At 30.1% G+C, this 21,799-nt stretch carries 24 protein-coding genes, 3 pseudogenes and 1 other annotated feature; of the genes and pseudogenes, 5 read left to right on the top strand and 22 right to left on the bottom strand.

All coding sequences use genetic code 11. The features are described 5' to 3' along the window. Window positions 1-14 precede the first annotated feature (14 nt). From NMU03_RS13660 to htpG, 6 genes and pseudogenes are all read right to left on the bottom strand, one after another. Window positions 15-692: a substrate-binding periplasmic protein gene (locus NMU03_RS13660; RefSeq protein WP_290139060.1), complete on the bottom strand. Its 678-nt coding sequence runs from the start codon at window positions 690-692 to the stop codon at window positions 15-17. 232 nt (window positions 693-924) lie between these two features. Continuing rightward, window positions 925-1,134: a binding site (T-box leader), on the bottom strand. 57 nt (window positions 1,135-1,191) lie between these two features. Then, the gene (locus NMU03_RS13655; protein WP_290139058.1) at window positions 1,192-1,425 is read right to left on the bottom strand and encodes a hypothetical protein; all 234 of its coding nucleotides are present in this window, start codon (window positions 1,423-1,425) and stop codon (window positions 1,192-1,194) included. Between the two features lie 8 nt (window positions 1,426-1,433). Continuing rightward, window positions 1,434-1,973 carry a nitroreductase family protein gene (locus tag NMU03_RS13650; protein ID WP_290139056.1) on the bottom strand — a complete coding sequence of 180 codons (540 nt, stop codon included), beginning with the start codon at window positions 1,971-1,973 and terminating at the stop codon, window positions 1,434-1,436. Between the two features lie 52 nt (window positions 1,974-2,025). After that, entirely contained in the window at window positions 2,026-2,382 is a 357-nt protein-coding gene (locus NMU03_RS13645) for a hypothetical protein (protein WP_290139055.1), read from the bottom strand. Window positions 2,383-2,400: 18 nt separating this feature from the next. After that, the gene (locus tag NMU03_RS13640) at window positions 2,401-2,730 is read right to left on the bottom strand and encodes a hypothetical protein (protein ID WP_290139053.1); all 330 of its coding nucleotides are present in this window, start codon (window positions 2,728-2,730) and stop codon (window positions 2,401-2,403) included. 161 nt (window positions 2,731-2,891) lie between these two features. Then, a pseudogene (htpG, locus tag NMU03_RS13635) lies at window positions 2,892-4,735 on the bottom strand (molecular chaperone HtpG). 208 nt (window positions 4,736-4,943) lie between these two features. On the opposite strand from htpG, the gene NMU03_RS13630 reads away from it, so the two are divergent. The 3 genes from NMU03_RS13630 (at window position 4,944) to NMU03_RS13620 (ending at window position 6,051) form a co-directional block, all read left to right on the top strand. After that, window positions 4,944-5,189, top strand: a complete 246-nt coding sequence (locus NMU03_RS13630; RefSeq protein WP_290139051.1) for a hypothetical protein — start codon at window positions 4,944-4,946, stop codon at window positions 5,187-5,189. A gap of 157 nt (window positions 5,190-5,346) precedes the next feature. Further along, window positions 5,347-5,727, top strand: coding sequence for a SprT family zinc-dependent metalloprotease (locus tag NMU03_RS13625; RefSeq protein WP_290139050.1), 381 nt, complete (start codon window positions 5,347-5,349; stop codon window positions 5,725-5,727). A 99-nt stretch (window positions 5,728-5,826) separates the two neighbouring features. Next, window positions 5,827-6,051, top strand: a complete 225-nt coding sequence (locus NMU03_RS13620) for a hypothetical protein (RefSeq protein ID WP_290139048.1) — start codon at window positions 5,827-5,829, stop codon at window positions 6,049-6,051. Between the two features lie 34 nt (window positions 6,052-6,085). On the opposite strand, the gene NMU03_RS13615 is transcribed toward NMU03_RS13620, so the two are convergent. The 15 genes and pseudogenes from NMU03_RS13615 to NMU03_RS13545 all read right to left on the bottom strand — a co-directional run bounded on the left by NMU03_RS13615 (window position 6,086) and on the right by NMU03_RS13545 (window position 18,965). After that, complete coding sequence (locus tag NMU03_RS13615) at window positions 6,086-6,301, bottom strand: GyrI-like domain-containing protein (RefSeq protein ID WP_290142352.1); 216 nt, start codon at window positions 6,299-6,301, stop codon at window positions 6,086-6,088. Between the two features lie 214 nt (window positions 6,302-6,515). Further along, window positions 6,516-6,983, bottom strand: coding sequence for a transposase (locus NMU03_RS13610; RefSeq protein WP_290138938.1), 468 nt, complete (start codon window positions 6,981-6,983; stop codon window positions 6,516-6,518). Beyond that, window positions 6,980-7,564, bottom strand: a complete 585-nt coding sequence (locus NMU03_RS13605) for a transposase (RefSeq protein WP_290138940.1) — start codon at window positions 7,562-7,564, stop codon at window positions 6,980-6,982. The genes NMU03_RS13610 and NMU03_RS13605 overlap by 4 nt, the downstream gene beginning before the upstream one ends. 110 nt (window positions 7,565-7,674) lie before the next feature. Continuing rightward, window positions 7,675-7,833 carry a hypothetical protein gene (locus tag NMU03_RS13600; RefSeq protein ID WP_290138942.1) on the bottom strand — a complete coding sequence of 53 codons (159 nt, stop codon included), beginning with the start codon at window positions 7,831-7,833 and terminating at the stop codon, window positions 7,675-7,677. A 153-nt stretch (window positions 7,834-7,986) separates the two neighbouring features. Beyond that, window positions 7,987-8,370 (bottom strand): GyrI-like domain-containing protein, encoded by a 384-nt coding sequence (locus NMU03_RS13595; RefSeq protein ID WP_290139046.1) that lies wholly within the window; start codon window positions 8,368-8,370, stop codon window positions 7,987-7,989. Between the two features lie 52 nt (window positions 8,371-8,422). After that, window positions 8,423-8,746, bottom strand: coding sequence for a WYL domain-containing transcriptional regulator (locus NMU03_RS13590; RefSeq protein ID WP_290139045.1), 324 nt, complete (start codon window positions 8,744-8,746; stop codon window positions 8,423-8,425). Window positions 8,747-9,395: 649 nt separating this feature from the next. Beyond that, complete coding sequence (locus tag NMU03_RS13585) at window positions 9,396-10,808, bottom strand: glycoside hydrolase family 1 protein (protein WP_290139044.1); 1,413 nt, start codon at window positions 10,806-10,808, stop codon at window positions 9,396-9,398. Window positions 10,809-10,975: 167 nt separating this feature from the next. Then, the gene (locus NMU03_RS13580; RefSeq protein ID WP_290139042.1) at window positions 10,976-12,373 is read right to left on the bottom strand and encodes a glycoside hydrolase family 1 protein; all 1,398 of its coding nucleotides are present in this window, start codon (window positions 12,371-12,373) and stop codon (window positions 10,976-10,978) included. Between the two features lie 139 nt (window positions 12,374-12,512). Continuing rightward, window positions 12,513-13,631, bottom strand: a complete 1,119-nt coding sequence (vanT, locus tag NMU03_RS13575) for a serine racemase VanT catalytic subunit (RefSeq protein ID WP_290139040.1) — start codon at window positions 13,629-13,631, stop codon at window positions 12,513-12,515. Next, complete coding sequence (locus NMU03_RS13570) at window positions 13,615-14,616, bottom strand: acyltransferase family protein (protein WP_290139038.1); 1,002 nt, start codon at window positions 14,614-14,616, stop codon at window positions 13,615-13,617. The genes vanT and NMU03_RS13570 overlap by 17 nt, the downstream gene beginning before the upstream one ends. Continuing rightward, complete coding sequence (locus tag NMU03_RS13565; RefSeq protein WP_290139036.1) at window positions 14,613-15,359, bottom strand: D-alanyl-D-alanine carboxypeptidase family protein; 747 nt, start codon at window positions 15,357-15,359, stop codon at window positions 14,613-14,615. The genes NMU03_RS13570 and NMU03_RS13565 overlap by 4 nt, the downstream gene beginning before the upstream one ends. Continuing rightward, window positions 15,337-16,385 (bottom strand): annotated as a pseudogene (vanG, locus tag NMU03_RS13560) (D-alanine--D-serine ligase VanG). The gene NMU03_RS13565 and the pseudogene vanG overlap by 23 nt, the downstream one beginning before the upstream one ends. A 128-nt stretch (window positions 16,386-16,513) precedes the next feature. Next, window positions 16,514-17,653, bottom strand: coding sequence for a sensor histidine kinase (locus NMU03_RS13555; protein WP_290139034.1), 1,140 nt, complete (start codon window positions 17,651-17,653; stop codon window positions 16,514-16,516). Further along, on the bottom strand, window positions 17,589-18,281 hold the full coding sequence (vanR, locus tag NMU03_RS13550; protein ID WP_290139033.1) for a VanR-ABDEGLN family response regulator transcription factor: 693 nt from the start codon (window positions 18,279-18,281) through the stop codon (window positions 17,589-17,591). The genes NMU03_RS13555 and vanR overlap by 65 nt, the downstream gene beginning before the upstream one ends. 16 nt (window positions 18,282-18,297) lie before the next feature. Beyond that, window positions 18,298-18,965: pseudogene (locus NMU03_RS13545) on the bottom strand (nitroreductase family protein). Between the two features lie 119 nt (window positions 18,966-19,084). Here NMU03_RS13545 and NMU03_RS13540 point away from each other — a divergent pair. Then, complete coding sequence (locus NMU03_RS13540; RefSeq protein WP_290139032.1) at window positions 19,085-19,969, top strand: MurR/RpiR family transcriptional regulator; 885 nt, start codon at window positions 19,085-19,087, stop codon at window positions 19,967-19,969. A gap of 75 nt (window positions 19,970-20,044) precedes the next feature. Then, window positions 20,045-21,244 (top strand): MFS transporter, encoded by a 1,200-nt coding sequence (locus NMU03_RS13535; protein WP_290139031.1) that lies wholly within the window; start codon window positions 20,045-20,047, stop codon window positions 21,242-21,244. 44 nt (window positions 21,245-21,288) lie between these two features. Here the strand turns inward: NMU03_RS13535 and NMU03_RS13530 are convergent, their stop codons facing one another. Next, the gene (locus NMU03_RS13530) at window positions 21,289-21,792 is read right to left on the bottom strand and encodes a phosphohydrolase (RefSeq protein WP_290139029.1); all 504 of its coding nucleotides are present in this window, start codon (window positions 21,790-21,792) and stop codon (window positions 21,289-21,291) included. Window positions 21,793-21,799 lie beyond the last annotated feature (7 nt).

Below are 21,799 nucleotides of genomic sequence, written 5' to 3'. Positions count from 1 at the left end.
ATCCCCTTTCTTTTTTATTCTTCTAATTGTTTTAAACCATATTTTTCGCATAATTTTGAATAATCATCACTCGCTAAGAATTTATCTAAACATCCATTAACCATGTTAATCATTTCAGTATTTCCTTCTTTAGCAATAATATAATTCTTTTCATCAAGTAATGATTCTTCTAACATAACAAAACCTTGTTCTTTAACATAATTTTGAGCAACAGCTAAATCCACAACAACAGCATCATATTGTTGACTTGTTAATGCACTAAAGATTTCTTGAACATTAGAAACTGAAACAACTTTTGCATTTTTAATACTTTTAGCCGCATCTTCACCTGTAGCACCACTTTGTGCTGCAATAACTTTTCCTTCTAAATCATCAACTGTTTTAATATCAGAATTTTTATTAACAACAGCAACTTGAGCAGTTGCAGTATATGGCTTAGACCATTCTACTTTTCTCTCTTCATCATAAGTAAAACCTGAAACTCCTAAATCAACTTGTCCACTTTGAACTTGAGTCACAATATTTTCAAATGACATTTGATGCCATGTAAATTTGTATTCAGTATTTTCATCATTTAAATAACTTGGAAATAATGCAATCATATCTGGATCAAATCCCACAATATTTCCTTCTGTATCTAATGATTCATATGGTGCATAATCTGGAGAAACCGCAATATTAATTTCTTTCACTTCTTTTTTGAATCAGCTGTATTGTCAGCACCATTATCATTTCCTCCACAAGCTGTAACTGTTAATGCCATAGCGGCAACTAATAATCCTTTAAATAATTTTTTCATCTTTTTCCCTCTTCTTTCTTTTTATTTTTATTTCATTTTTATTCTTATTTTTTTATTAATCCTACCGTAAAATCATCCTTATCAAATAATATCCCCTCCCTATAAAAAAACGCCTCTTAGTCAAACTAAGAGACGAAATGTTTCAGCGGTACCACTCTTTTTGATATATCTAAGATATATCCACCTCTATCCTTAAAGCAGATTCACTCAATACCCTACTTAATTTCAGATATCGTTCTCCAAAGTGCGGTTCATTTAAACGCCTATACTGATCTTACACCAACATCAGCTCGCTTGATATTTGTTTAAACTACTCTCTTTTTCATCGAATTTTTTATATGCTTTTATTATATGCATTTGCATAAACATGTCAATACTTTTTTATTCTTACACTATTTTTTCATATAAAATAATATCTGTGAACTGATTTGATTCGCTTTTTGAATGGGTTCTTCCATCACATCTAATTGATATTGAAGTTCATCTAATTGCTGATTTATAGCCTCAATTTCCTTTTTTTGTTCTTTGATTTCTTTAATTTTTGCTGACATCTTTTCTCTACGATCAAGCAAATATATAGCTACAATTAACCCTAAGAATCCACCTATAATATATAAAATTATCATATTCATCCTCATTTCATTACAACAATATCTTCAAAAGTCTTACGTTGTGGTCTTTCTACTTTTTGACCATCATCATAGCCTAAAGCAATAACACTGACAACTGATTGATTATCAGGAATTTCAAAAAATGTTTGAATTGCTTTTTCATCACGAATGCCCATAACAAGACTTGATAAACCAAGTTCAGTGGCTTTTAATAAAAGATTCATATTGTGTAAACCACAATCATAATAACCCCATCCATTTCCTAATTCATTAGTTGGTGTTCCATCTCTATTATAGCCAGAACGATTTAAAATAATCGCTGAAACGATAAACACAGGCGCATCTCCCACATTTTCCTGATTAAATTCAGGCAATGCATCTTTCACTGCTTTTCTTGCTTCTTCACTTTTAGCAATATAATAACGTGTCACTTGTGAATTCTTCCATGAAGGCGCTAAAATAGCTGCCCCAATTAACTGTTCTAATACATCTTCATCAATATTTTTGTTAAGATAATGTCTTCTGATACTTTTCCTTTTTTCTAAAACGTCTTGTAACTCCATATTTTATCACCTATTTCTATTATAAACTGAACGATTGTTATTTGTAAAGCCATTATTCATTGATATATTGAGTTGAAATAATGGATAGTGGTGCAATATCATTGATATTATCCCCATCATCATGCAAAACATATTTTCCATTTAGAGTCAAATAAACCTCATCACCCTTTTGAAACTGATAAGCCAAATGCACATCTTTGGCATAATTACTTTCTAAACATAAACATAGTTGTTCATCAGTATAAAGATTATTTTCTAATGGTCTAAAAAGAATCCGTTGATCATTGATTTCAACGATTTGAGCCAAAACTCTTGAATAGCCTTCCTTTTGTGATGATATTTCTACATCCTCCATCAAACTTCTTTGCCAGTCTTGAGATGTGATTTGAATAGATTCATAAGGAAACAATGCCTGTGCAACTTGATGTTAACGATTGGCATTCACAATATGAATATCAACCGCACTGTTACAATCTTTTGTCACTAATACACGATTGGCATTAACAATGCTGATTACTCCTAAAAGATTGCCACCATATTCAAAAGTTTGTTTTATCAAAACATCTTGAAAATGTTTATCACTGATTTGAATTGTTATCGTTGAATAATCCTCATTCACTTCCATACGATAAGCTGAGTTACCATACTTAGAATTGATTTCAATTGTTTTATCATTGTTCCTATAACTCATAACATCTTGATAATATTCCTGTCCTAAAAACCATGAATAATAATCAGCAAAGCGATATAAAGTCACATCTTCTTTTGGTGTATTGTCTTATTTTTGACAAGCTGATAATAACATTGTAAAAGATATCGCTATCAAAATGAAAATTCTTTTTTCATGTCATTCATCCCCTTTGTTGTTATTATATCGTAAAAAAAGAAACAGTTCACATAAAACTGTTCCTTTCATAATTATTTATTAGCATCTACCATTAATTGACAAACTTTATTAGAGAATGCAACTGGATCTTCAATTGTAAATCCTTCAATCAATAAAGCTTGATCATATAATAACGATGCATAATCTTTAATCTTATCTTGATCTTTTTCATATAAAGATTGCAACGCTGTAAAAATTGCATGATTTGGATTGATTTCTAAAATTCTTCCAGCTTTAATATTTTGTCCATCAGGCATTTGATTCAAAACTTTTTCCATTTCAAAAGAAACACCTTCACCACTGACTAAACATACTGGATGCGTTTTTAAACGTGAAGATACTTTAACATCTTGAACTTTATCTTTTAAGATTTCTTTTAATGAAGATAATAAATCCTTGTTATCTTCATTGACTTTTCTAATTCTTTCTTTTCTTCTTCACTATCAATATCTAAATCACCTTGATTAATATTTTTAAATGGTTTTTCTTTATAATCTCTTAACATTTGAATACAGAATTCATCAACATTATCAATCATATAAAGAATATCAAACCCTTTATCTTTCACCATTTCAACAGTTGGTAATAAATCAATCTTATCATAGCTTTCACCACTAGCAAAATAGATTTCCTTTTGATTTTCTTTCATGTTTTCAACATATTCTGAAAAAGTAATCATTTTCTTTTGGTTAGCACTATAATAAAGCAATAAATCTTGTAACTTATCTTTCAACATACCATAGCTGTTATAAATACCAAATTTTAATTGTAATCCAAAGCTCTTAAAGAATTCTTCATATTTTTCACGATCATTCTTTAACATCTTTTCAAGTTCACTTTGAATACGTTTTTCAATTTTATCAGCAATAACTTTTAATTGACGATCATGTTGTAACATTTCACGAGAAATATTTAATGATAAATCTTGTGAATCAACTAATCCTTTGACAAATCTAAAATGTTCAGGCACTAAATCACTGGCTTTATCCATAATAAAGACACCACGTGAATAAAGTTGTAAACCTTTTTCATAATCTTGTGAATAATAATTCATTGGTGGCTTTGAAGGAATAAATAATAGTGAATCATAAGAGATTGTTCCTTCTACACTGTTATGCATAACACACATTGGATCACTGAAATCATTAAATTTATCTTTATAGAATTCATTATAATCTTCTTGTGTAATTTCTTTCTTTGGTCTTTTCCATAATGGAACCATTGAATTTAATGTTCTATGCTCAATGACTTGTTCATATTCATCACTATCTTCTTTTTTCTTAGAAGTTGTCATATCCATTTGAATTGGATAATGCACATAATCTGAATATTTCTTAACTAATCTTTGAACTTCATATTCATCTAAGTATTGATCATAGTTTTCATCATCCGTATTATCTTTTAAATATAAATTGATTCTAGTTCCATAATTTGGGTAATCTATAGGTTTAATTGTATAACCATCACTTGTATCAGATTCCCAGATATATGCCTGATCTTCACCATATTTTTTAGAAATGACTTCTACTTTATGAGCAACCATAAATGCTGAATAGAAACCAACACCAAATTGTCCAATAATATCAACATCATCTTGTCCTTTTTCTAAAGCTTTTTTAAATTCAAAAGAACCACTATTAGCAATTGTTCCTAAATGTTCTTCTAATTCTTCTTCGTTCATTCCAATTCCCTGATCAATAATAGATAACATACGATGATCTTTATTTATCACGATTTGAATAGATAAATCTTCTCTTGAGATACCATTTAAATTTTCAGTTAGTGCTTTATAATATAATTTATCAGAAGCATCACTTGCATTAGAAATCAATTCTCTTAAAAAGATTTCCTTATGTGTATAAATAGAATTAATCATTAAATCCAATAATCTTTGTGACTCAGCTTTAAACTGTTTCTTTTCTGCCATAATTACATCTCCTTCATTAGCACTCTCGTGTTTTTTGTGCTAATAGTATATTACACCTATCTTTTAGCACTGTCAAGAGGAATGTGCTAAAGTTTTTATTTTACTTTCACACCATAAAATTATATAATAATGAAAATATAGAAAGGATTGTGTTATTATGGAACTTCATATACAAATTATCAATCAAAAAATTAATGTCACTTGTCAAATTCATGTTCAAAAAGCTGATTTTTCATTTGCTTTAGCATCTTCTCTTTCAATCACACAATTTAAAAACAATGAGAAAATCATAACACCAGAAATTGAGGAACAATGCTTATTATTATTTCATCCAGCAATGACAAAGTATCAATTTCATCATTTAACAGATGGCATCTTTCCTTTCATTATCATGGATCATTAGATGGCTATTTTTTATTTATGCAAGAAAACATTTATCATTTTAGTTATTATAACGGCTGGTATCCTACTGATTTTGATATTCTTGAAGATTATGATATTTTTCTTTATCATGATGATACTTATCAACTTATTAATGGAACTTATATGCCTGATCAAAAATGCCGGTATTACATGACCAAACATCAAAAACCTTTAAAGATTGTAATATCATTTTGGTTTGTCAAGATACATATCATATTGAAAACGATGGAATTCAACTTTATTATTTTGAACCACATTATCAAGTTAAAATGGAAAAATTCATTCAAAAATATGCAGCTATCAGACAATATTATCTTCAACTTTATTCAAGAAACGCAATTGAAGATACAACAATCGTCTTTTTACCAGAAAAATATCAAATCGGTGGATACAAACGTGATCATCTGATTGTATTTAGCGAACTTTCTCAAAACATTGATGAAGAACTTCATCGTTTAGCCCATGAAATGGCTCACGCTTATGCTTGTGGAGCAAATACGCAATCATGGGAAGATTAGTTAAATAAAACACATGCTGAATGGTCAGCATTATTATATGAATTAGAAAATGAACCTGAATTATTTCAAAAGTCTATTTCTCGTTTTCTTACCCATTCATTGCCTCCATCATTAAAGCCTCTTGATGGTCATAGACCAGCTGATGTTCATGAAACAGGTACAAACATTTATTATCAGATTTATCAAAAATTTAGTATTGACAATATAAAAATACTTTTACAAACATTTGATCGTATCACAACAAAAGATACGCAAACATTTCTAAAAGCAGTTTCTTTAAAAAATAAAAATATATCTCAATTTATTCAAACCTATATAAAATAATATTTCTCCTCATCAATCAAAATAAGGGGAATTTTTAGTCTACAAAATAACGTAAAATTGTTTTGAAACGTTCTTTTTGAACGCGTTGAGGATGACTTAAATATATTTCTCTATGTAAATCACCAATACGTTTCACCCCATTTTCCTTTATATATAAATCCATTTTTTGAAAAGATACTGGTTCATCATCAAAACTACCAATATGTAATATTTGGATACATTTACCATCATGTACTTTTTCAAAATGAATATTTTCATATAAAGGACAATGTCATTAAGTTAAAGGATAGTATGCAATCATAACGATTAAGTTAAGGTATCAATTCAATTGAGAGTTGGTACCTTTTAGAATATTTCGAAACTATAAACTTATTTTATCTATTTCATGCGCACTCGAAAAGAACTAAACATTTAGCTCAAAAAATTTCTTGTTATTCTAAAATAACGTGCTATAATGAATCATGTCAGGACGTTCTATTATTAAACGGTTTGACTGATTTCGGTTTTATAGAACGTTTATATGATCTTTCTGGTCGTTCAGGGACCAGAAATTTTTTTATTCTTGAAACAAGAACATCTTCTTCCAATAGATCCCTGAGATACAATCGTATGTTTGTCACTGCATTGGCAAAATTCGCCTTGTAGCGGTATCTGCAGTTCTGTTTCATCTCAATATTATTGATGATGATTTCAGAAACATTATACATCAGGAATGTTGCATTGATTTCCTGCTGGATCAGCTGTCTTTTTCTTGCATGGAAATAAATCATTCCAAGTGTATTCTTTACCTTATTGAAGGCTGTTTCCTCATTCCAGCGAAAGTGGTACAGCTCCCTGAAGTCATCAAGCGAAAATTCATCTTCGCTAAGGTTCGTGATGATTGTCACATAGTTGTTTTCAGTGGCTTCGAAACGTACGATGCGAAGTGTCATTTCATAATAATCCTGAGTTGGACCCAAAAATCAAATTTGGATGTAGAAGGAACAAAGACATATTTTTCCTTGTTGGCTTTTATTTCCTTTGTCTGAAGTCTTGTCAATGTGCGTGTGACAGTCATGTCAAAAGAGCCTTCAGGTGTAGATATGTTTGTCATGATGCCACTTTTTGTATTGATATCCTTGACACGAATGGCGAACTTGAGATTGTTTTCAATGAAATGGGCAAACAGATTGTAATTCTCATAGCCACGATCAGCAGTAAATATAGCATTTCTAGGATAATGCCCATTATTGATGATGGAGATGAGGGCGTCGCATTCCTGCTTTTTCGTTGCCGAATCAATACTCCAGTCGAGAAAGACGTGATTCAGGCAGTCATATAGAGCGTTGATATGATACTGACAGCAGGGGCTGCCAAGAGAGTTATAAAGAATTTTGGTATCATCATCCTCAAAAGGGATGTTGATGTCAGAACCATCCTGAGCCAGTATGCGATAGCCATTGATGGTGGCATAATTATCAAAACTTGACAGAAACAGCTGATTGATACGCTTAAAGATGACAGGATCCAGCAAACTTCTTCGCTGACAGAGAGCGGAAGGAGAAGGCATATCCTTAATGTCATAAAAGAAGTTTGACATTTCACAGACAGTGGAATGACTGGAGAAGTTCATAATGCATTCGATTAGTGTTCTGGCAGTAATCTTGCGATTGCGGTAAAATTGGAAACGGGATCAGGGCAGTAGTTTTGGATGCCCTCAAGAGTAAAATCAATGGATTTGTCCAAGTTGTTTTTGATAATACTTGGTGAATAGTAGATGTTAGATTTTGATTGATTCAACATGATAAGTACCTCCTAAAAAACACATCTACTAAAAAGGGCTAAAAATTATAGAACATTATAATTTTTAGCCCCACAAACCTTACAGTTTGTCAATAGAAAAATAAAAAAAGAGCCTCAATATTTTAGAAATATCAATATTGAGGTTCTTTAAGCTTAACTTAATGACATTGTATAAAGGATTAGGCTTTTTCTTTTGACTCTTTCTAAAGATTCAAAAAACATATCCTGTGTTATAAAATCAGGTTGACGAATCATTAATGTATATTCTAATAAATTTTTATCCAATTTCTCGTTATCTTGTGTTTGTCGCCATATTCCCTCTAAAGGATAAACGGTATAATCTTGAATATTTTTATACCCCATTTTTATAGCATAAGCCAATGAAAATAACGCTGACACTTGATCAGAAAATGCTTGATGATTAGGATTACTAATACCATCAATCATAATAAATTGTTGAGCAGGCACTTCTATCACCATTGGTGTTTGTTTCATTCCATATACTTCTTTTTCATGTTTTCTCCACTCATATTTCATATATCATCTTCCTTTCAAGACAATTATACAAAACAGAACTTGACACCATATGTCATGTGTTATATTTTTCTTGTAATTTTTTTAAATGGTTATGCATTTCTTCTCTTATTTCTTGTGGTTTGATAATTTCCACATGCTCACCAAAAGATAATATATAAGAATAAAGAACGTGATTATGTGGGAGTGATGTTTCTACTAATAAATAATCACCTTTACCTTGCAATGCATAAACAGGAATACCCGCACCACTCAAATTATCAATATCACGATAAATCGTTCTCACTGATACTTCAAATTCTTGTGCTAATTCAACAGCTGTTGCTTGTTTATGTGCCAATAAATAATATAGTATTTTAAAAAGTCTACTTTCTTTCATTTATCTTTTATCATTCCCTATCTTTATTCTATCATTCATTATAAACATTTTACTTTATCTATCATTGAATGTAAAATAAAAGAAAAAGGATATTTCTATATGCCTACTCTTATTATTATGCGTGGTAATTCTGGAAATGGAAAATCCACTCTAGCAAAACTATTACAAAAAAATTAGGAAGAAACACTTTACTTATTTCTCAAGATATGGTTAGACATGAAATGTTATGGGTTGGAGATGGTAAGAATAATTTATCCATCCCTCTCCTTACTGAATTGATTCAATATGGTTTTTAGCATTGTGAATATACTATTTTTGAAGGTATTTTCAATAGTAACTGGTATGAACCATTATTTCAAATAGCTTTACAACTTTATCAATCAGATATTTTGGCCTATTATTATGATCTTTCTTTTGATGAAACTTTAAAACATCATCAAACAAGGGATAAAAAATTGGAGTTTGGAGAAAAGGAAATGCGTAGATGGTGAATAGGAAAAGATTTACTTTCCCAAATAAATGAATATATATTTGATAAAAATATTTCTATTGATTCTGCTTTGCAAATTATATTTAACCATCTTCAAAAAGATATAGCCATAACAAAAGATTCGCTATAAATGATAACGAATCTTTTTACTTAAAATATTTAATCTAAATCTTCTCCATTAGATTTAAAGACTTTAGAAACCCAATAGAATGATTTTTTAGGAATACGTTTTAAATCTCTAATATCTTTATTTGTTCTATTAACATAAACAAAACCATAACGTTTATCCATATTACACATACTTGCTAGAATATCAATTGGTCCCCATGTAATATATCCTAAACATGGTACACCTTCTTCAAACATCGCATTTTCCATTTCTCTAATATGATCTCTATGATAGTTAATACGATAGTCATCTTCAATTGTTTTTCCAGCAGCTAACATGGCATCAACTTCTTCTTGAGTCATATCTTCACGCCAACCTACACCATTTTCTAAGACAAAGACAGGTAAATTAGAACGATTGTGTAAATCATTTAATGTCCATCTAAATCCAATTGGATCAATTTCCCATCCCCATTCATTAGCTTCACAATGAGGATTTTTAATAATATGTTCATTGACAACTTCATGATATGGTCTATCTAAATCAAATTCACCTTCAGTAATTGTATTAGAACGATAATAACTAAATGCAATATAATCTACTGTATATTTTAATAATTCTTCATCTTCTTCTTCAAAATGAGGCATCCATCCTCTATTTTCAAGATATGCCACCATATAATCAGGGTATTTACCTTTCGCAAAAACATCAACATGGAAACCATTCATATATTGATAAGCTTGCCATGCAAATAAATTATTTTTAGGTGTATTTGTGTATGGATAAATATTTGTTACAGCAGCCATACCACAGAACTTAGCATCAGGTTGTAATTCTCTTAAAGCTTTCACAGCTTTACAGTGAGCAATGAAAACATTATGATTCACTTGATATAAATGTTTTGCTTCACTGACACCTTCAGGAATTTCTTCAGCATTAGAAACTCTTAACATCATGCCATGTAAATTTTGTTCATTGAAACTCATCCAATGTTTCACACGATCTCCAAATCTTTCAATACAAACTCTCGCATATCTTTCAAAGCAGTCCACAACATAACGAGATGCAAACCCATTATAATTTTTAACCAAATGATAAGGCATATCAAAATGAACTAAAGTAATCATTGGTTCAATACCAGCAGCCAATAATTTATCAATTAATTCATTATAAAATTTCACACCTTCTTCATTAACAGGTTCATCCAAAGTTCCATTAGGAATAATTCTTGACCAACAGATTGAAAAACGATAAAAATTAAATCCCATTTCTTTCATTAATGCAATATCTTCATCATAGCGATGATATTCATCAATTGCTACATTCCAATCAGAAAATTCAGGATTCATAGGTCTCACATCATAAATACAAACACCTTTTCCTCCTTCATTTCTTGCTCCTTCAGTTTGGAATGATGATACTGAACCACCCCAATAAAAACCTTTTGGCATTTTCTTTTCCACTATAATTTCCTCCTTTTTCCTCTATCTTTTATTTTATAACAAATCGTTTTAAGAGTAAATGAAGTCTACTTAATTTATAATGAAGTTTCATAAAACTCACTTTTTATTCATATAATATGAAACAATGTTTCATAAAAAAGATTGTCCGTTAAGACAATCTTAATCTATTATTCAAATTCTTTTGTACGAGCAACTTCTCTGATCCAGTTTGCTGATTTCTTTTCTTTACGTTTATATCCATCATCAAGACAAACTCTAACAAATCCATAACGGTTTTTAAAGGCATTACACCAAGACCAGTTATCAATAGCTCCCCAATAATGATAACCTAAACAGTTAGCTCCATCTTCAATAGCTTTTGCAATCCATTCCAAATGATCTCTAACAAATTCAATACGATAATCATCTTGAATCACACCATTTTCATCCATGAATTTTTCTTCACCTTCAACACCCATACCATTTTCAGAAATAAAGAAAGGTAAATCAGGACATTCTTTTTTAATTTTCATACCAAAATCATAGATTCCTTTAGGATAAATTTCCCATCCACGATGAACATTCATTTTTCTTTCTGGCCAGATATATGGTTTTGAAATACATGGTAAACCATTTTCATCAAATTTTGAATCAGGTGCTTGAACACGTGTTGGTTGATAATAGTTAAATCCTAACCAATCTACTTTTCCCTGTGCTAAAATGGCTTCATCTCCAACACGACGATTCAATTCTACTTTCCAATCATTTTCAACAGTATCTAAAACATCTTCAGGTAAATGACCATGAGCCACAACATCTAACCACCAACGATTGTGTAAACCATCTGTCATTCTCACTGCTTCCAAATCTTCTGGAGTCGGATTTTCTTTTGTATAAGGTGGTGCAAAACAGTTAATCATACCAATTTTAGCATCCGCTCTTACTTTTCCTTCTTTTTGAAGTTTTCTAAAATTCATCACAGCTAAACAGTGAGCTAAAGTAATATTGTACTGTACATTAATAGATTGTTTAAAATCTTTTTGATATGGATACCATACACCATGTAAAAATTGTTGTTCAGGTTCAACAATTGGTTCATTAAATGTAAACCAATATTTAATCTTATCACCAAATTCTTCCATTGCTTTTTTTACAAAATTTGCATAGGCTTCAACAACTTCACGATTTTGCCATCCACCACGTTTTACTAAATATTCAGGCATATCAAAATGATACATATTCATAAAAATATCAATACCATTTTCATTCGCACAATCAATTAATTGATGATACCATTTTGCTCCTTCTGGATTAATATTTCCATCTTGATCTAATAATCTAGTCCATTGCATTGATGTTCTAAATGATTCAAAGTTCATACTTTTTAATAACTTGATATCATCTTCATATTTGTGATACATATCATTTCCTACATAAGAACCGACATTATTATGGAAAGCATTAATTTCCATATCAGAATACATATCCCAATAAGAACGAAGTCTTCCTCCTACATTATAACTTCCTTCTGTTTGTGGTCCAGACATTGCTGCACCAAAGAAAAAATCTTTAGGTAATTTCATCATTGATAAGTCCTCCATTTCTTTTACAATTGCATTTTAAAAGATATTGACTATAGAGTAAATATCTTTTTGTTACTTTATAAAATAGTTTCATAATTTATATAAAATGCATCATTAATATGAAACTATGTTTCATAAAATATTAATATTTATAAATTCTTGGCAAACGAGGACTTAAACAACATAAAATTTCATTAGAAATCGTTTGAGTCTGTTTGGCTAATGTTTCAACATCTTGTCTGATTTTATCTTCTCCAATAACAGTCACTATATCTTCTACTTGTATATCAGTTATATCACTGACATCTATCATCATCTGATCCATACAAATACGTCCTATAATAGGAGCATACTGTCCATTGACTATCACATGTCCCTGATTAGAAAGCAGACGTGGTAAACCATCACCATAACCGATTGGCACAACAGCTATTTTCATATCATGTTGAGCTTGAAAGCTACGACCATAACCAACAGTTTCATTTTTCTTAATTTCTCGTATCAACACAATCTTTGATTTTAATGAAAGAACTGGTTTTAAAGAACAAATAGTTTGTTTAGGAAATGACGAATCTACCCCATACATTAAAATTCCCATTCTGACATTGTCAAAACAATATTGAGGATAATGTAATAAACCATAACTACTTAAAAGATGTGCTTTACCAATGTCATAACCTGCTTTTTGAAGTTGTTGAATATTATGTAGAAAAGATTCAATTTGTTGATATGTATAATCTTGACGTTCTGGAGTGATTTCATCACAAACACATAAATGTGAAAATACTCCTGTGATATGTAAATAGGAATATTCAAAAATCCTCTTGAGAGTTTCTAAACTTTCTACACCTAGACGATGCATGCCTGTATCAATGGCAAGATGAACTTGAATGTGGACATGTTGTTGTTCTAAAAGATAGGCATAATGATCATCAATCAATGTCTGTGTTAAATGATAATGTCTAATCTCTTCAATATTTTGTGGATCTGTATATCCCAATATCAATATTTCACCCTCAATATGATGTTTTCTTAATATAATGGCTTCTCCTAGTGTTGCTACTGCAAACTGTTTTATACCTATAGCATTTAATTCCTGACAAATACGTATCATTCCATGACCATAAGCATTTGCTTTCACAACAGCCATAAATTGTTCCTGAGTGTCAAGAAAACGACATAATTGTTTTACATTATATCTTAACGCTGATAGGTCAATCTCAATCCAACTTCTATGACTATCGCTATACTTTTCTACCATATCCATTTTTCCTTTCCAATAAATAAACAATCATGTAAGCCACACCAAATGAACCACAAACAACAAGTAAAAATTGAATAAAATTATTATCTACAAAGACCATGAGATGTGTAAACTTTCCTATCATCCTTACCACAACAATCATCAATGGATGAAAGATATAAACATATAGGGATAATTTTTGACAAAGCGGATGTCTGTTGCCCTGATATTGAATACATAAATAAAATAGACAAAAACAAACAACAGGTAAAAATACATACATCGCATCATGTCTTATTGAAGTCATTGTATGCAATAACAAAGATTCGATAAACATACATACAAAACTTATACAACCCGTAAAAATAAATGTCTTTTGATGAATAGAGTATTCTTCACTTATAACACTTCCCAGCATTAAAAACATAGGCGCAAAAAACAAACCATTTCTGGTATAATCCATATATACAAATAAATAATCATAAAAGGTTTGTAAAGCTGGTATATGAACAATCATGCCATAATAACTATCACCCATTAATCCAACTATATATAAAATCACAACAATTCCCCATGCTAGTAGTACTAGCCCTTTTTTCAAGAGAAGAACAATGATCAGTCCTACTATAACTGCTGGAAAATACCATAAATGGTAAAATGTACCATCAATGAATAAATCTTTTATGACTTCTAAGTATAAATGTGGTTGCGTGAAATAATGATTATAAAGCATTAAAGGAATATAAATCATAATGGCATAGCCATACCATTTCAATAAAGAAAGAATTGTTTTTTTGATATGCTTATAAGTAGGATAACCATATTGAAACAAGAAAAATGATATCACCATAAAAAAGAATGGAGCCGCGATCCTACCCACAACCCGTGTACATATAAAATCTAAAAAAGGTGAAATCGAGGCAAATGGATAAATATGAATAGCGATAACAAAAATAGCTGCTATCACTCTTAAAAAATCTATCACTGGATAACCTTTTTTCACACTTGTTTCCTCCAGACTGTCACAATAAATCCATCATGATTATTTCCAGACACTTGATAGAGTGCTTCATTTTTTAAAGCTATAACAGTTTTCTCTTGGATCATTGGTACATAAAAAATTTCAAATAATTTATTTTTAATCACATAAATATATGGTTGATAAAGAGAATATTGTTTCAAAAATTGATGATATTCTTCCAGACATAAATTCTCTTTTTGCATAATATATGAGTGAGGAAAACCAACATAACGAAAATGCCATGATTCTCTAGCTATATGCGTATGCTTTTCTTTATCTTGAGGATATCTTTCAATAAAACCATAATCCTTGCAAATATCACGAAATTTTTTAGCAATTCCATCATATGGAAAATCAGGACAAATCATATTTTGTTGATCATGACGAATAGATAAATCAATAGCCAATCCTGTTTCATGTTCACTATGTCCAGCTTTCGCGACATATTGTTTGGTCCATACTCTACCATTTTCTTTACAAGATCCTTCGTAAAGCTGTTGTTGTTCTTGAAAAGTACGATAAGCACTTGTCAACACAATTTCATCTTTTAATCCTAATTTACAAAAACATTGTTTCAATAAATAACTGACTGTTTTTTGATTCTGATATGTTGAATCCATCCATGATTCTAATTGAATAACTGGTAAACGCACTGGATATTGATCATTAACAAGAATCAAATTTCCCCGATAAATATCTTTTTTATATAGTTCTTTGATTTGCATTTTGCATCCCCATTTCTATCAATTGTGTTAATAATTCTTGAAAAGAAATCCCCTGTTTTTCCATCATCATTGGATAACGGCTATGAGCCGTAAAACCTGGTATTGTATTGACTTCATTAAAAACAAATTGCTGGTCATTTGTTAAAAACATATCCACTCTAGCAAACACACGACAACCTAAAATACGATAAATATTTTGAGCCAGTTGTTGTGCTTGGTTTTCTAAGGCCGGACTAATACGAGCAGGTACATGAATTTTTGATGTTTCCAAGGTATATTTTTCATCAAAATCAAAGAATCCTGAACTTAATTCAATTTCATCTACACGTCCTGTCAAAAGCGTATCATTGCCCATCACAGCACAACCAATTTCAAAACCTTTCACTTCTTCTTCAATCAAGACATGTAAATCATGTAAGAAAGCTTTTTGAATCGCTTTATCTAACTGCTCAAAACTTTCTAAACGACAAATACCTAAAGATGATCCAGACCTAACGGGTTTAACATAAATAGGTAATTGTAATTGAAGAATCTGATTTTTTTAAAAACATATTCTTGCCATCCATCTATATAAACACTTTTGGGAACACGAATACCTGCCCCTTTTACAAGTTCATGTGCACGATACTTATCCATACATAAAGCTGATGATAAAACATCACAGCCAATCAAAGGTATACCTGACAACTGAATCACCCCTTGAATCGAACCATCTTCCCCATTTTTTCCATGTAATATAGGAAACACAGCATCTATTTTGACTTTCTGAATATTTTGATTTTTAATTTCTAATACACAATTTTTAGAAAAAATAACTTCTTTTAAAGCCGCATTATTCCATTGATTATCTCTTATCAAGGTTATATCACCCTCAAAATGTTTCCATTCACCTTGTGATGTAATCCCAATCATATAAACATCAAATTTTTCTTGATCAATATGCGATAAAACAGAATAGGCTGATTCTAATGACACACTGTATTCACTTGATTGACCTCCAAAAATGACTGCAATTTTCTTTTTCATCTTTTTATCCTCCATAAATAAAAAATTTTCTATTTTGATAAATTCATTCTATCAAAATAGAAAATCTTCTTTTTAAATATTTCCCTATCTTCCACTTACGATTTCATTAATAAATTCTTAAAATTTTCTTACAACTGAGGTAAAAAGACATCAAAAATAATCTTTTCATCATAACTTTGAACTTGAATTGTTCCTTGATGCTGTTCAATGATTGCTTTAGAAATAGAAAGCCCTAGCCCTGCTCCACCTGTTTTCGTTCCACGTGATTGATCCAATCGAAAAAACTGTTCAAAAATATGATCAAGCTTTGCTTGTGGAATCGTATAGCCACTATTTTCAAAAACAATATGATAACCTTGTTTTTCTTCTGTCAATTGAATATGGATTGTACTATTTTCAAAACAATAGTTTACAGCATTTTTCAATAGATTATCAAAAACACGTTGCATTTTTTGTACATCACATTTGATAGCCAATGATTTTGGTGCTTGTAATTCACAGTTGAGATTCTTCTCTTGAAACATTGGTTTAAATTCATAAATGAGTTGTTCCAACATTCTCACAAGATCAATTTGAGAAATTTCTAAAGCTTGTTGTGTTAAATTAAAACGTGTGATTTCAAAGAACTCATTGATTAAATCTTCTAATCTTTGTGCTTTATCCAAGGCTATTTCTACATAATGATCATGAGATTTTTGAGGAAGTTCTTTTTCATCTTTAAGAATCATCAAATATCCAATCATTGATGTTAAAGGTGTTTTTAAATCATGTGCTAAATAAACAATTAAATCATTCTTTTTTTGTTCAGCAACTTTTGCTGCCTGTTCATTAAATTCAATTTCAGATTTGATTTGATTCAATAAATCATTCAATTCTTTTAATTCATCATCTTCTAAACGAATGGCATATGTTGAACGATTATTGATTTCTTGAATACCATAAGCCAGTTCATCTAAATAGGTATAGGGTTTTCTTAATTCAAAAAAGACAATCACAAGATAACCACATATTAATAAAACGGGTAATAAAATAATCAAACCATTTTGAATCAATATCAGGAACTCATAAATTGGATTACTATTATACCATGTTATTCGAGATGCCAATTGCCACCCAATCACAATCACACCTAATAATCCAAAAGTATAGATAAAAGCATAAATAATAATACGTATCATAGCTTTTCTTAATAATTGTTTTGATTTATTCAATTTGATACCCCACTCCCCATACTGTTTTAATAAATTTTGGTTTTTTTGTTGATTCATTTAATTTTTCTCTTAAACGAGCAATATGTGCCATAACTGTATTATTATTATCAATATACTTTTCTTTCCACACAGCTTCAAATAGCTCTTCACTTGAAACAACTTTTCCCTGCTTAGAACATAAATACCATAAAACATCAAATTCAATCGGTGTTAAATCTATGAGCTGTCCATATAAATAACATTTATGTGTTTCCTTATTAATGCTTAAACCTCGAATATCATATTCCGTAGTTTCTTTTGTCTTTGTCATTGTATTATATTTTTTATAACGTCTCAGCTGCGTTTTAACCCTTGCTACAACTTCTAATGGATTAAATGGTTTTGTAATATAATCATCAGCTCCTAGTGTCAATCCCATAATTTTATCCAAATCTTCAATTTTTGCGGTTAACATCATAACGGGAAAGAAATAATGTTCTCTTATTTTTTGACAAATCTGGAAACCATCAATATCAGGGAGCATAATATCTAAAATAGCCATGTCGATGGGATGATTATCAATGCATGATAAAGCATCTTGTCCATTATTCAATTTATAAACTTCAAAGCCTTCATTGGTTAGATAAAATTCTAATAAATCAGCAATTTCCTTTTCATCATCAACAACAAGTATTTTTTCATTCATTATATTCACCTCTTTTTCATTCATCCCACTCAAAATGTTCTTGTCCTGCTCCAATTTCAAAATGATATTTTACTATTCCTAAATCAATACGTGTATAAAAACCACGCTTAGCTTTTAAAAAGACTTTATGATGATTGTAAGACAATTCAAATTTTTGTTGATTTAAAGCAGTTGGTGCTAAAAGGGCATAAGTCACCCCATTGCAAAACCAATCAGGCAACTCTTCATCACTTTTCACAACATCCTGAATAGTTTTACTACGATGTGGTTTTCCTTGATTGGCGCCATAACCAATTGTAATCACAGCCACTAACTTTTCATCTGGTTCTATTTGCATACGAGAACGCATTTTCTTATATGTGAGAACTACCCAACATGTATTGAATCCAAGCTGTTGTGCAAATAAAACAAGTTGTTCACCATAATAACCACATTTTTCTTCTAAATCTTTGCTTTTCTTTCCCACTAAGGCAATATAGTTTTTAACGCCTTCAAACTTTCCATAATGAGCCATTTGACTCTGAAAAGCTTTAGGTTCATTTGTTATGAATTGAATATGTAAACCACTTTTTGATTACACTCCTGAATTTTTTCTTTCAATGCTTTTATATCTTCTATAGCCAAAGGTTGATCTAAATATTGACGAACACTATGTCTTTGTTTGATTACTTCTTTTAAATCCATAAATACTTTCTCCTTTTTTGTTCTTATTTATTTTACCATATTTATAGCTTCATATAAAACTTTAAAATGTAAACTTCTATGAAACTTTGTTTCATGATATAATAGTTTTGGTGATAAGAATGAGTATAATGACACAATTAGAATTTGAATTAGAGTTTTCCCAATCAGAAAAACAAATTGCCAGATATATTTTAAATCATGGTGATGATGTTTTAAGTATGTCGGTGAAAGATTTAGCCAAACAGACATACGCCTCTCCTGCTACTATTGTAAGACTCTGTAAAAAATTAGGATTAGAAGGATATAATGACTTTAAAATTAAATATTCGGCTGAATTACAATATGATTTGCATCATACTAATCGTATTGATGTGAATTTTCCTTTCCAGCAAAATGATAGTTATCCAATGATTTGTCATAAACTTTCTTCTTTATATCAGGAAGTGATAGCTGATACGATTAAATTGATTGATTTTTCGATGTTAGAAAAGATTGTTGAATTGCTTTATCATAATAATCATATTGATATTTATGGTTCTGGAAACTCCCTTTTAGCAGCAATGAGTTTTCAACATAAAATGATGCGTATTTCTCGAAATGTGAACTTAAAGATCTTACATGGAGAACAGATTTTTCAATCCTATAATTCCAATACAGATCATATTGCGATGATTATTTCTTACTCAGGAGAAACTAATGAAAATATTAAAATTGCTAAAACACTTAAAGAAAAAGGCACACCTATTATTGTTTTAACCTCAATTGGTGATAATCGTTTATCTCATTATGCCAATTATATTTTAAATATTGGTTCAAGAGAAAAAATCTTTACAAAGATTGCCCCTTTTGCATCACAAATTTCTATTGAATATTTATTAAATATTATTTTTTCATGCATCTTTCAAAAAGATTATGAACAAAACATCCAAAATAAAGTTGATCATGATAAAAAGAATGATTCCAGACATCCATTATCTAGTCCTGTCAGTGATGAAAGAAAATAGTTTCACAATATGAAAAAAATCTTGTATACTTTATTTTTTGATATGATAAAATCGCTATATAAGGAGGAAACAGCAATGAAATCTTTACAAATGAAATATAACTTTTTACATATTCTTTTTTGGGTATCTTATTTATCTATTTATGGCTATATTGCAATTTTCTTACAGTATCGTGGCTTAAGCAATACTGATATTGGTATTGTCAGTGGTGGAGGTGCTATTTTATCCATCTTTTTGTCACCATTTATTTCATCTTTGCTTACAAAAATTCCAAATTTAAGTATTAGAAAATTAATTCTTATTTTATATATCATTATGTTTTTCATGTTTATCAGTTTATATTTTATAACGAGTCCTTTGGTTATTATTATGTTATTTTATATTTTATTATTGAGTTTGGTTGTTTCTATCGTTCCATTTTTATCAATGATTTGTATGGATTATTTAAAAGATGGACAATATATTAATTTTGGTATATCACGAGGATTAGGCTCTATTTCTTATGCTATTGGAGCTGTTGTTGTGAGTCGATTGATTGAATGGTTAAATCCAACCGTCATTATTTATACCCATTTATTATCAGGTTTTTTATTGTTAGTGGTTTTATTTTCAATGCCTCCTTATCAAATACAAGAACAAAATCAACAAGAACATCAATCTTCTGCCTTTACAATCATCAAAAATTATCGTATTTTCTTTATGATTCTCGTTGCTTTTGCTTTTATGTTAGCAGCCTCTACAACTTTATCAACTTATTTAATTAATATTGTTAAAAACTTAGGTGGAAGTACATCATTATATGGGATTGCTGTCTTTTGTATGGCTGCCAGTGAAATGCCAGTCATGTCTATAACCTATAGATTATTAAAAAAATATCGTGCTGAAACACTTATTTTAGTGAGTGCAGGATTTTATTTAATAAGGAATTTCACTATCTGTCTTGCACCATCTTTACCAATCTTACTGATTGGAATGATGTTTCAAGGATTCTCTTATGGTCTTTTTACAGCTACAATCACTTATTATGTAAATGATTATTTAAAAGAAAGTGATCAGATGATGGGACAAACATTGATTGGTATGATGTCTACTGGTTTAGGTTCTGCCGTCGGTAATATTTTTGGCGGTGTTTTACAAGATACATTTGGGTTAAGTAGTATGCTAATTTTTGCTGGTACGATGACACTAATAGGTTTTCTAGTCATGTTTTTAACATTAAGAAAGAAAGTCGGTTTATCAAAAAGACCACTTATTAAATCATATGAAAAAAGCTAATGCACAAAATTAGCTTTTTTCATATTCTAACTGATGAAATAATTCTAAAAATTTTTTTCAACTTCTCGATAATCTTTTTCTTTTAAATCTGGTTGTATCTTTAATGTATCAACAGGTTTTGTTTGATTGTTCATCAATTCATATAATTCATGTTGAAGCATTTCATCATCAATTCTTTTGATTATCTGTAAATCATCAAATAAAAGATAAAGATTATATTTTTGAAAAATCACATTCATGATTTGTGTTTCAATTTGTAAATACAAATCAAGATACTGTTTAACAGGACGAATAATATCACAAAGATAGGCTTCACTGGCATCATGTAATAAACAGCCTAAAACAATATCGTGACGATACCCTCGACTCATTGCTTCTTTGGCACAGTTGATACTATGTTGTGCAACAGAGTAAAAAGTATTCAAATGTCCACCGCCACGGCATAATAAACTCAAAGCGTGTGCGATATCTTTAATATTTATATCTGTTTCACAAATTTTTAACGGATCAATTTGCAAACCTGTATATGTATGCATTTTTGGTGTCATATTCCCA

Origin of the sequence: Allocoprobacillus halotolerans, from assembly GCF_024399475.1 — a bacterium.
Lineage (GTDB): Bacteria > Bacillota_I > Bacilli_A > Erysipelotrichales > Coprobacillaceae > Allocoprobacillus > Allocoprobacillus halotolerans.
The sequence above is the reverse complement of the archived record's forward strand: the minus strand, read 5'-3'. Positions and strand labels throughout refer to the sequence as shown.

Bases quoted from the DNA above. Each gene is read 5' to 3' on its own strand.
- NMU03_RS13655 (WP_290139058.1), bottom strand. From the start codon at position 1,425: ATGATAATTTTATATATTATAGGTGGATTCTTAGGGTTAATTGTAGCT.
- NMU03_RS13650 (WP_290139056.1), bottom strand. From the start codon at position 1,973: ATGGAGTTACAAGACGTTTTAGAAAAAAGGAAAAGTATCAGAAGACAT.
- NMU03_RS13630 (WP_290139051.1), top strand. From the start codon at position 4,944: ATGGAACTTCATATACAAATTATCAATCAAAAAATTAATGTCACTTGT.
- NMU03_RS13625 (WP_290139050.1), top strand. From the start codon at position 5,347: ATGCCGGTATTACATGACCAAACATCAAAAACCTTTAAAGATTGTAAT.
- NMU03_RS13610 (WP_290138938.1), bottom strand. From the start codon at position 6,983: ATGACACTTCGCATCGTACGTTTCGAAGCCACTGAAAACAACTATGTG.
- NMU03_RS13600 (WP_290138942.1), bottom strand. From the start codon at position 7,833: ATGTTGAATCAATCAAAATCTAACATCTACTATTCACCAAGTATTATC.
- NMU03_RS13595 (WP_290139046.1), bottom strand. From the start codon at position 8,370: ATGAAATATGAGTGGAGAAAACATGAAAAAGAAGTATATGGAATGAAA.
- NMU03_RS13590 (WP_290139045.1), bottom strand. From the start codon at position 8,746: ATGAAAGAAAGTAGACTTTTTAAAATACTATATTATTTATTGGCACAT.
- NMU03_RS13580 (WP_290139042.1), bottom strand. From the start codon at position 12,373: ATGATGAAATTACCTAAAGATTTTTTCTTTGGTGCAGCAATGTCTGGA.
- vanT (WP_290139040.1), bottom strand. From the start codon at position 13,631: ATGGTAGAAAAGTATAGCGATAGTCATAGAAGTTGGATTGAGATTGAC.
- NMU03_RS13565 (WP_290139036.1), bottom strand. From the start codon at position 15,359: ATGCAAATCAAAGAACTATATAAAAAAGATATTTATCGGGGAAATTTG.
- NMU03_RS13555 (WP_290139034.1), bottom strand. From the start codon at position 17,653: ATGAATCAACAAAAAAACCAAAATTTATTAAAACAGTATGGGGAGTGG.
- vanR (WP_290139033.1), bottom strand. From the start codon at position 18,281: ATGAATGAAAAAATACTTGTTGTTGATGATGAAAAGGAAATTGCTGAT.
- NMU03_RS13540 (WP_290139032.1), top strand. From the start codon at position 19,085: ATGAGTATAATGACACAATTAGAATTTGAATTAGAGTTTTCCCAATCA.
- NMU03_RS13535 (WP_290139031.1), top strand. From the start codon at position 20,045: ATGAAATCTTTACAAATGAAATATAACTTTTTACATATTCTTTTTTGG.
- NMU03_RS13530 (WP_290139029.1), bottom strand. From the start codon at position 21,792: ATGACACCAAAAATGCATACATATACAGGTTTGCAAATTGATCCGTTA.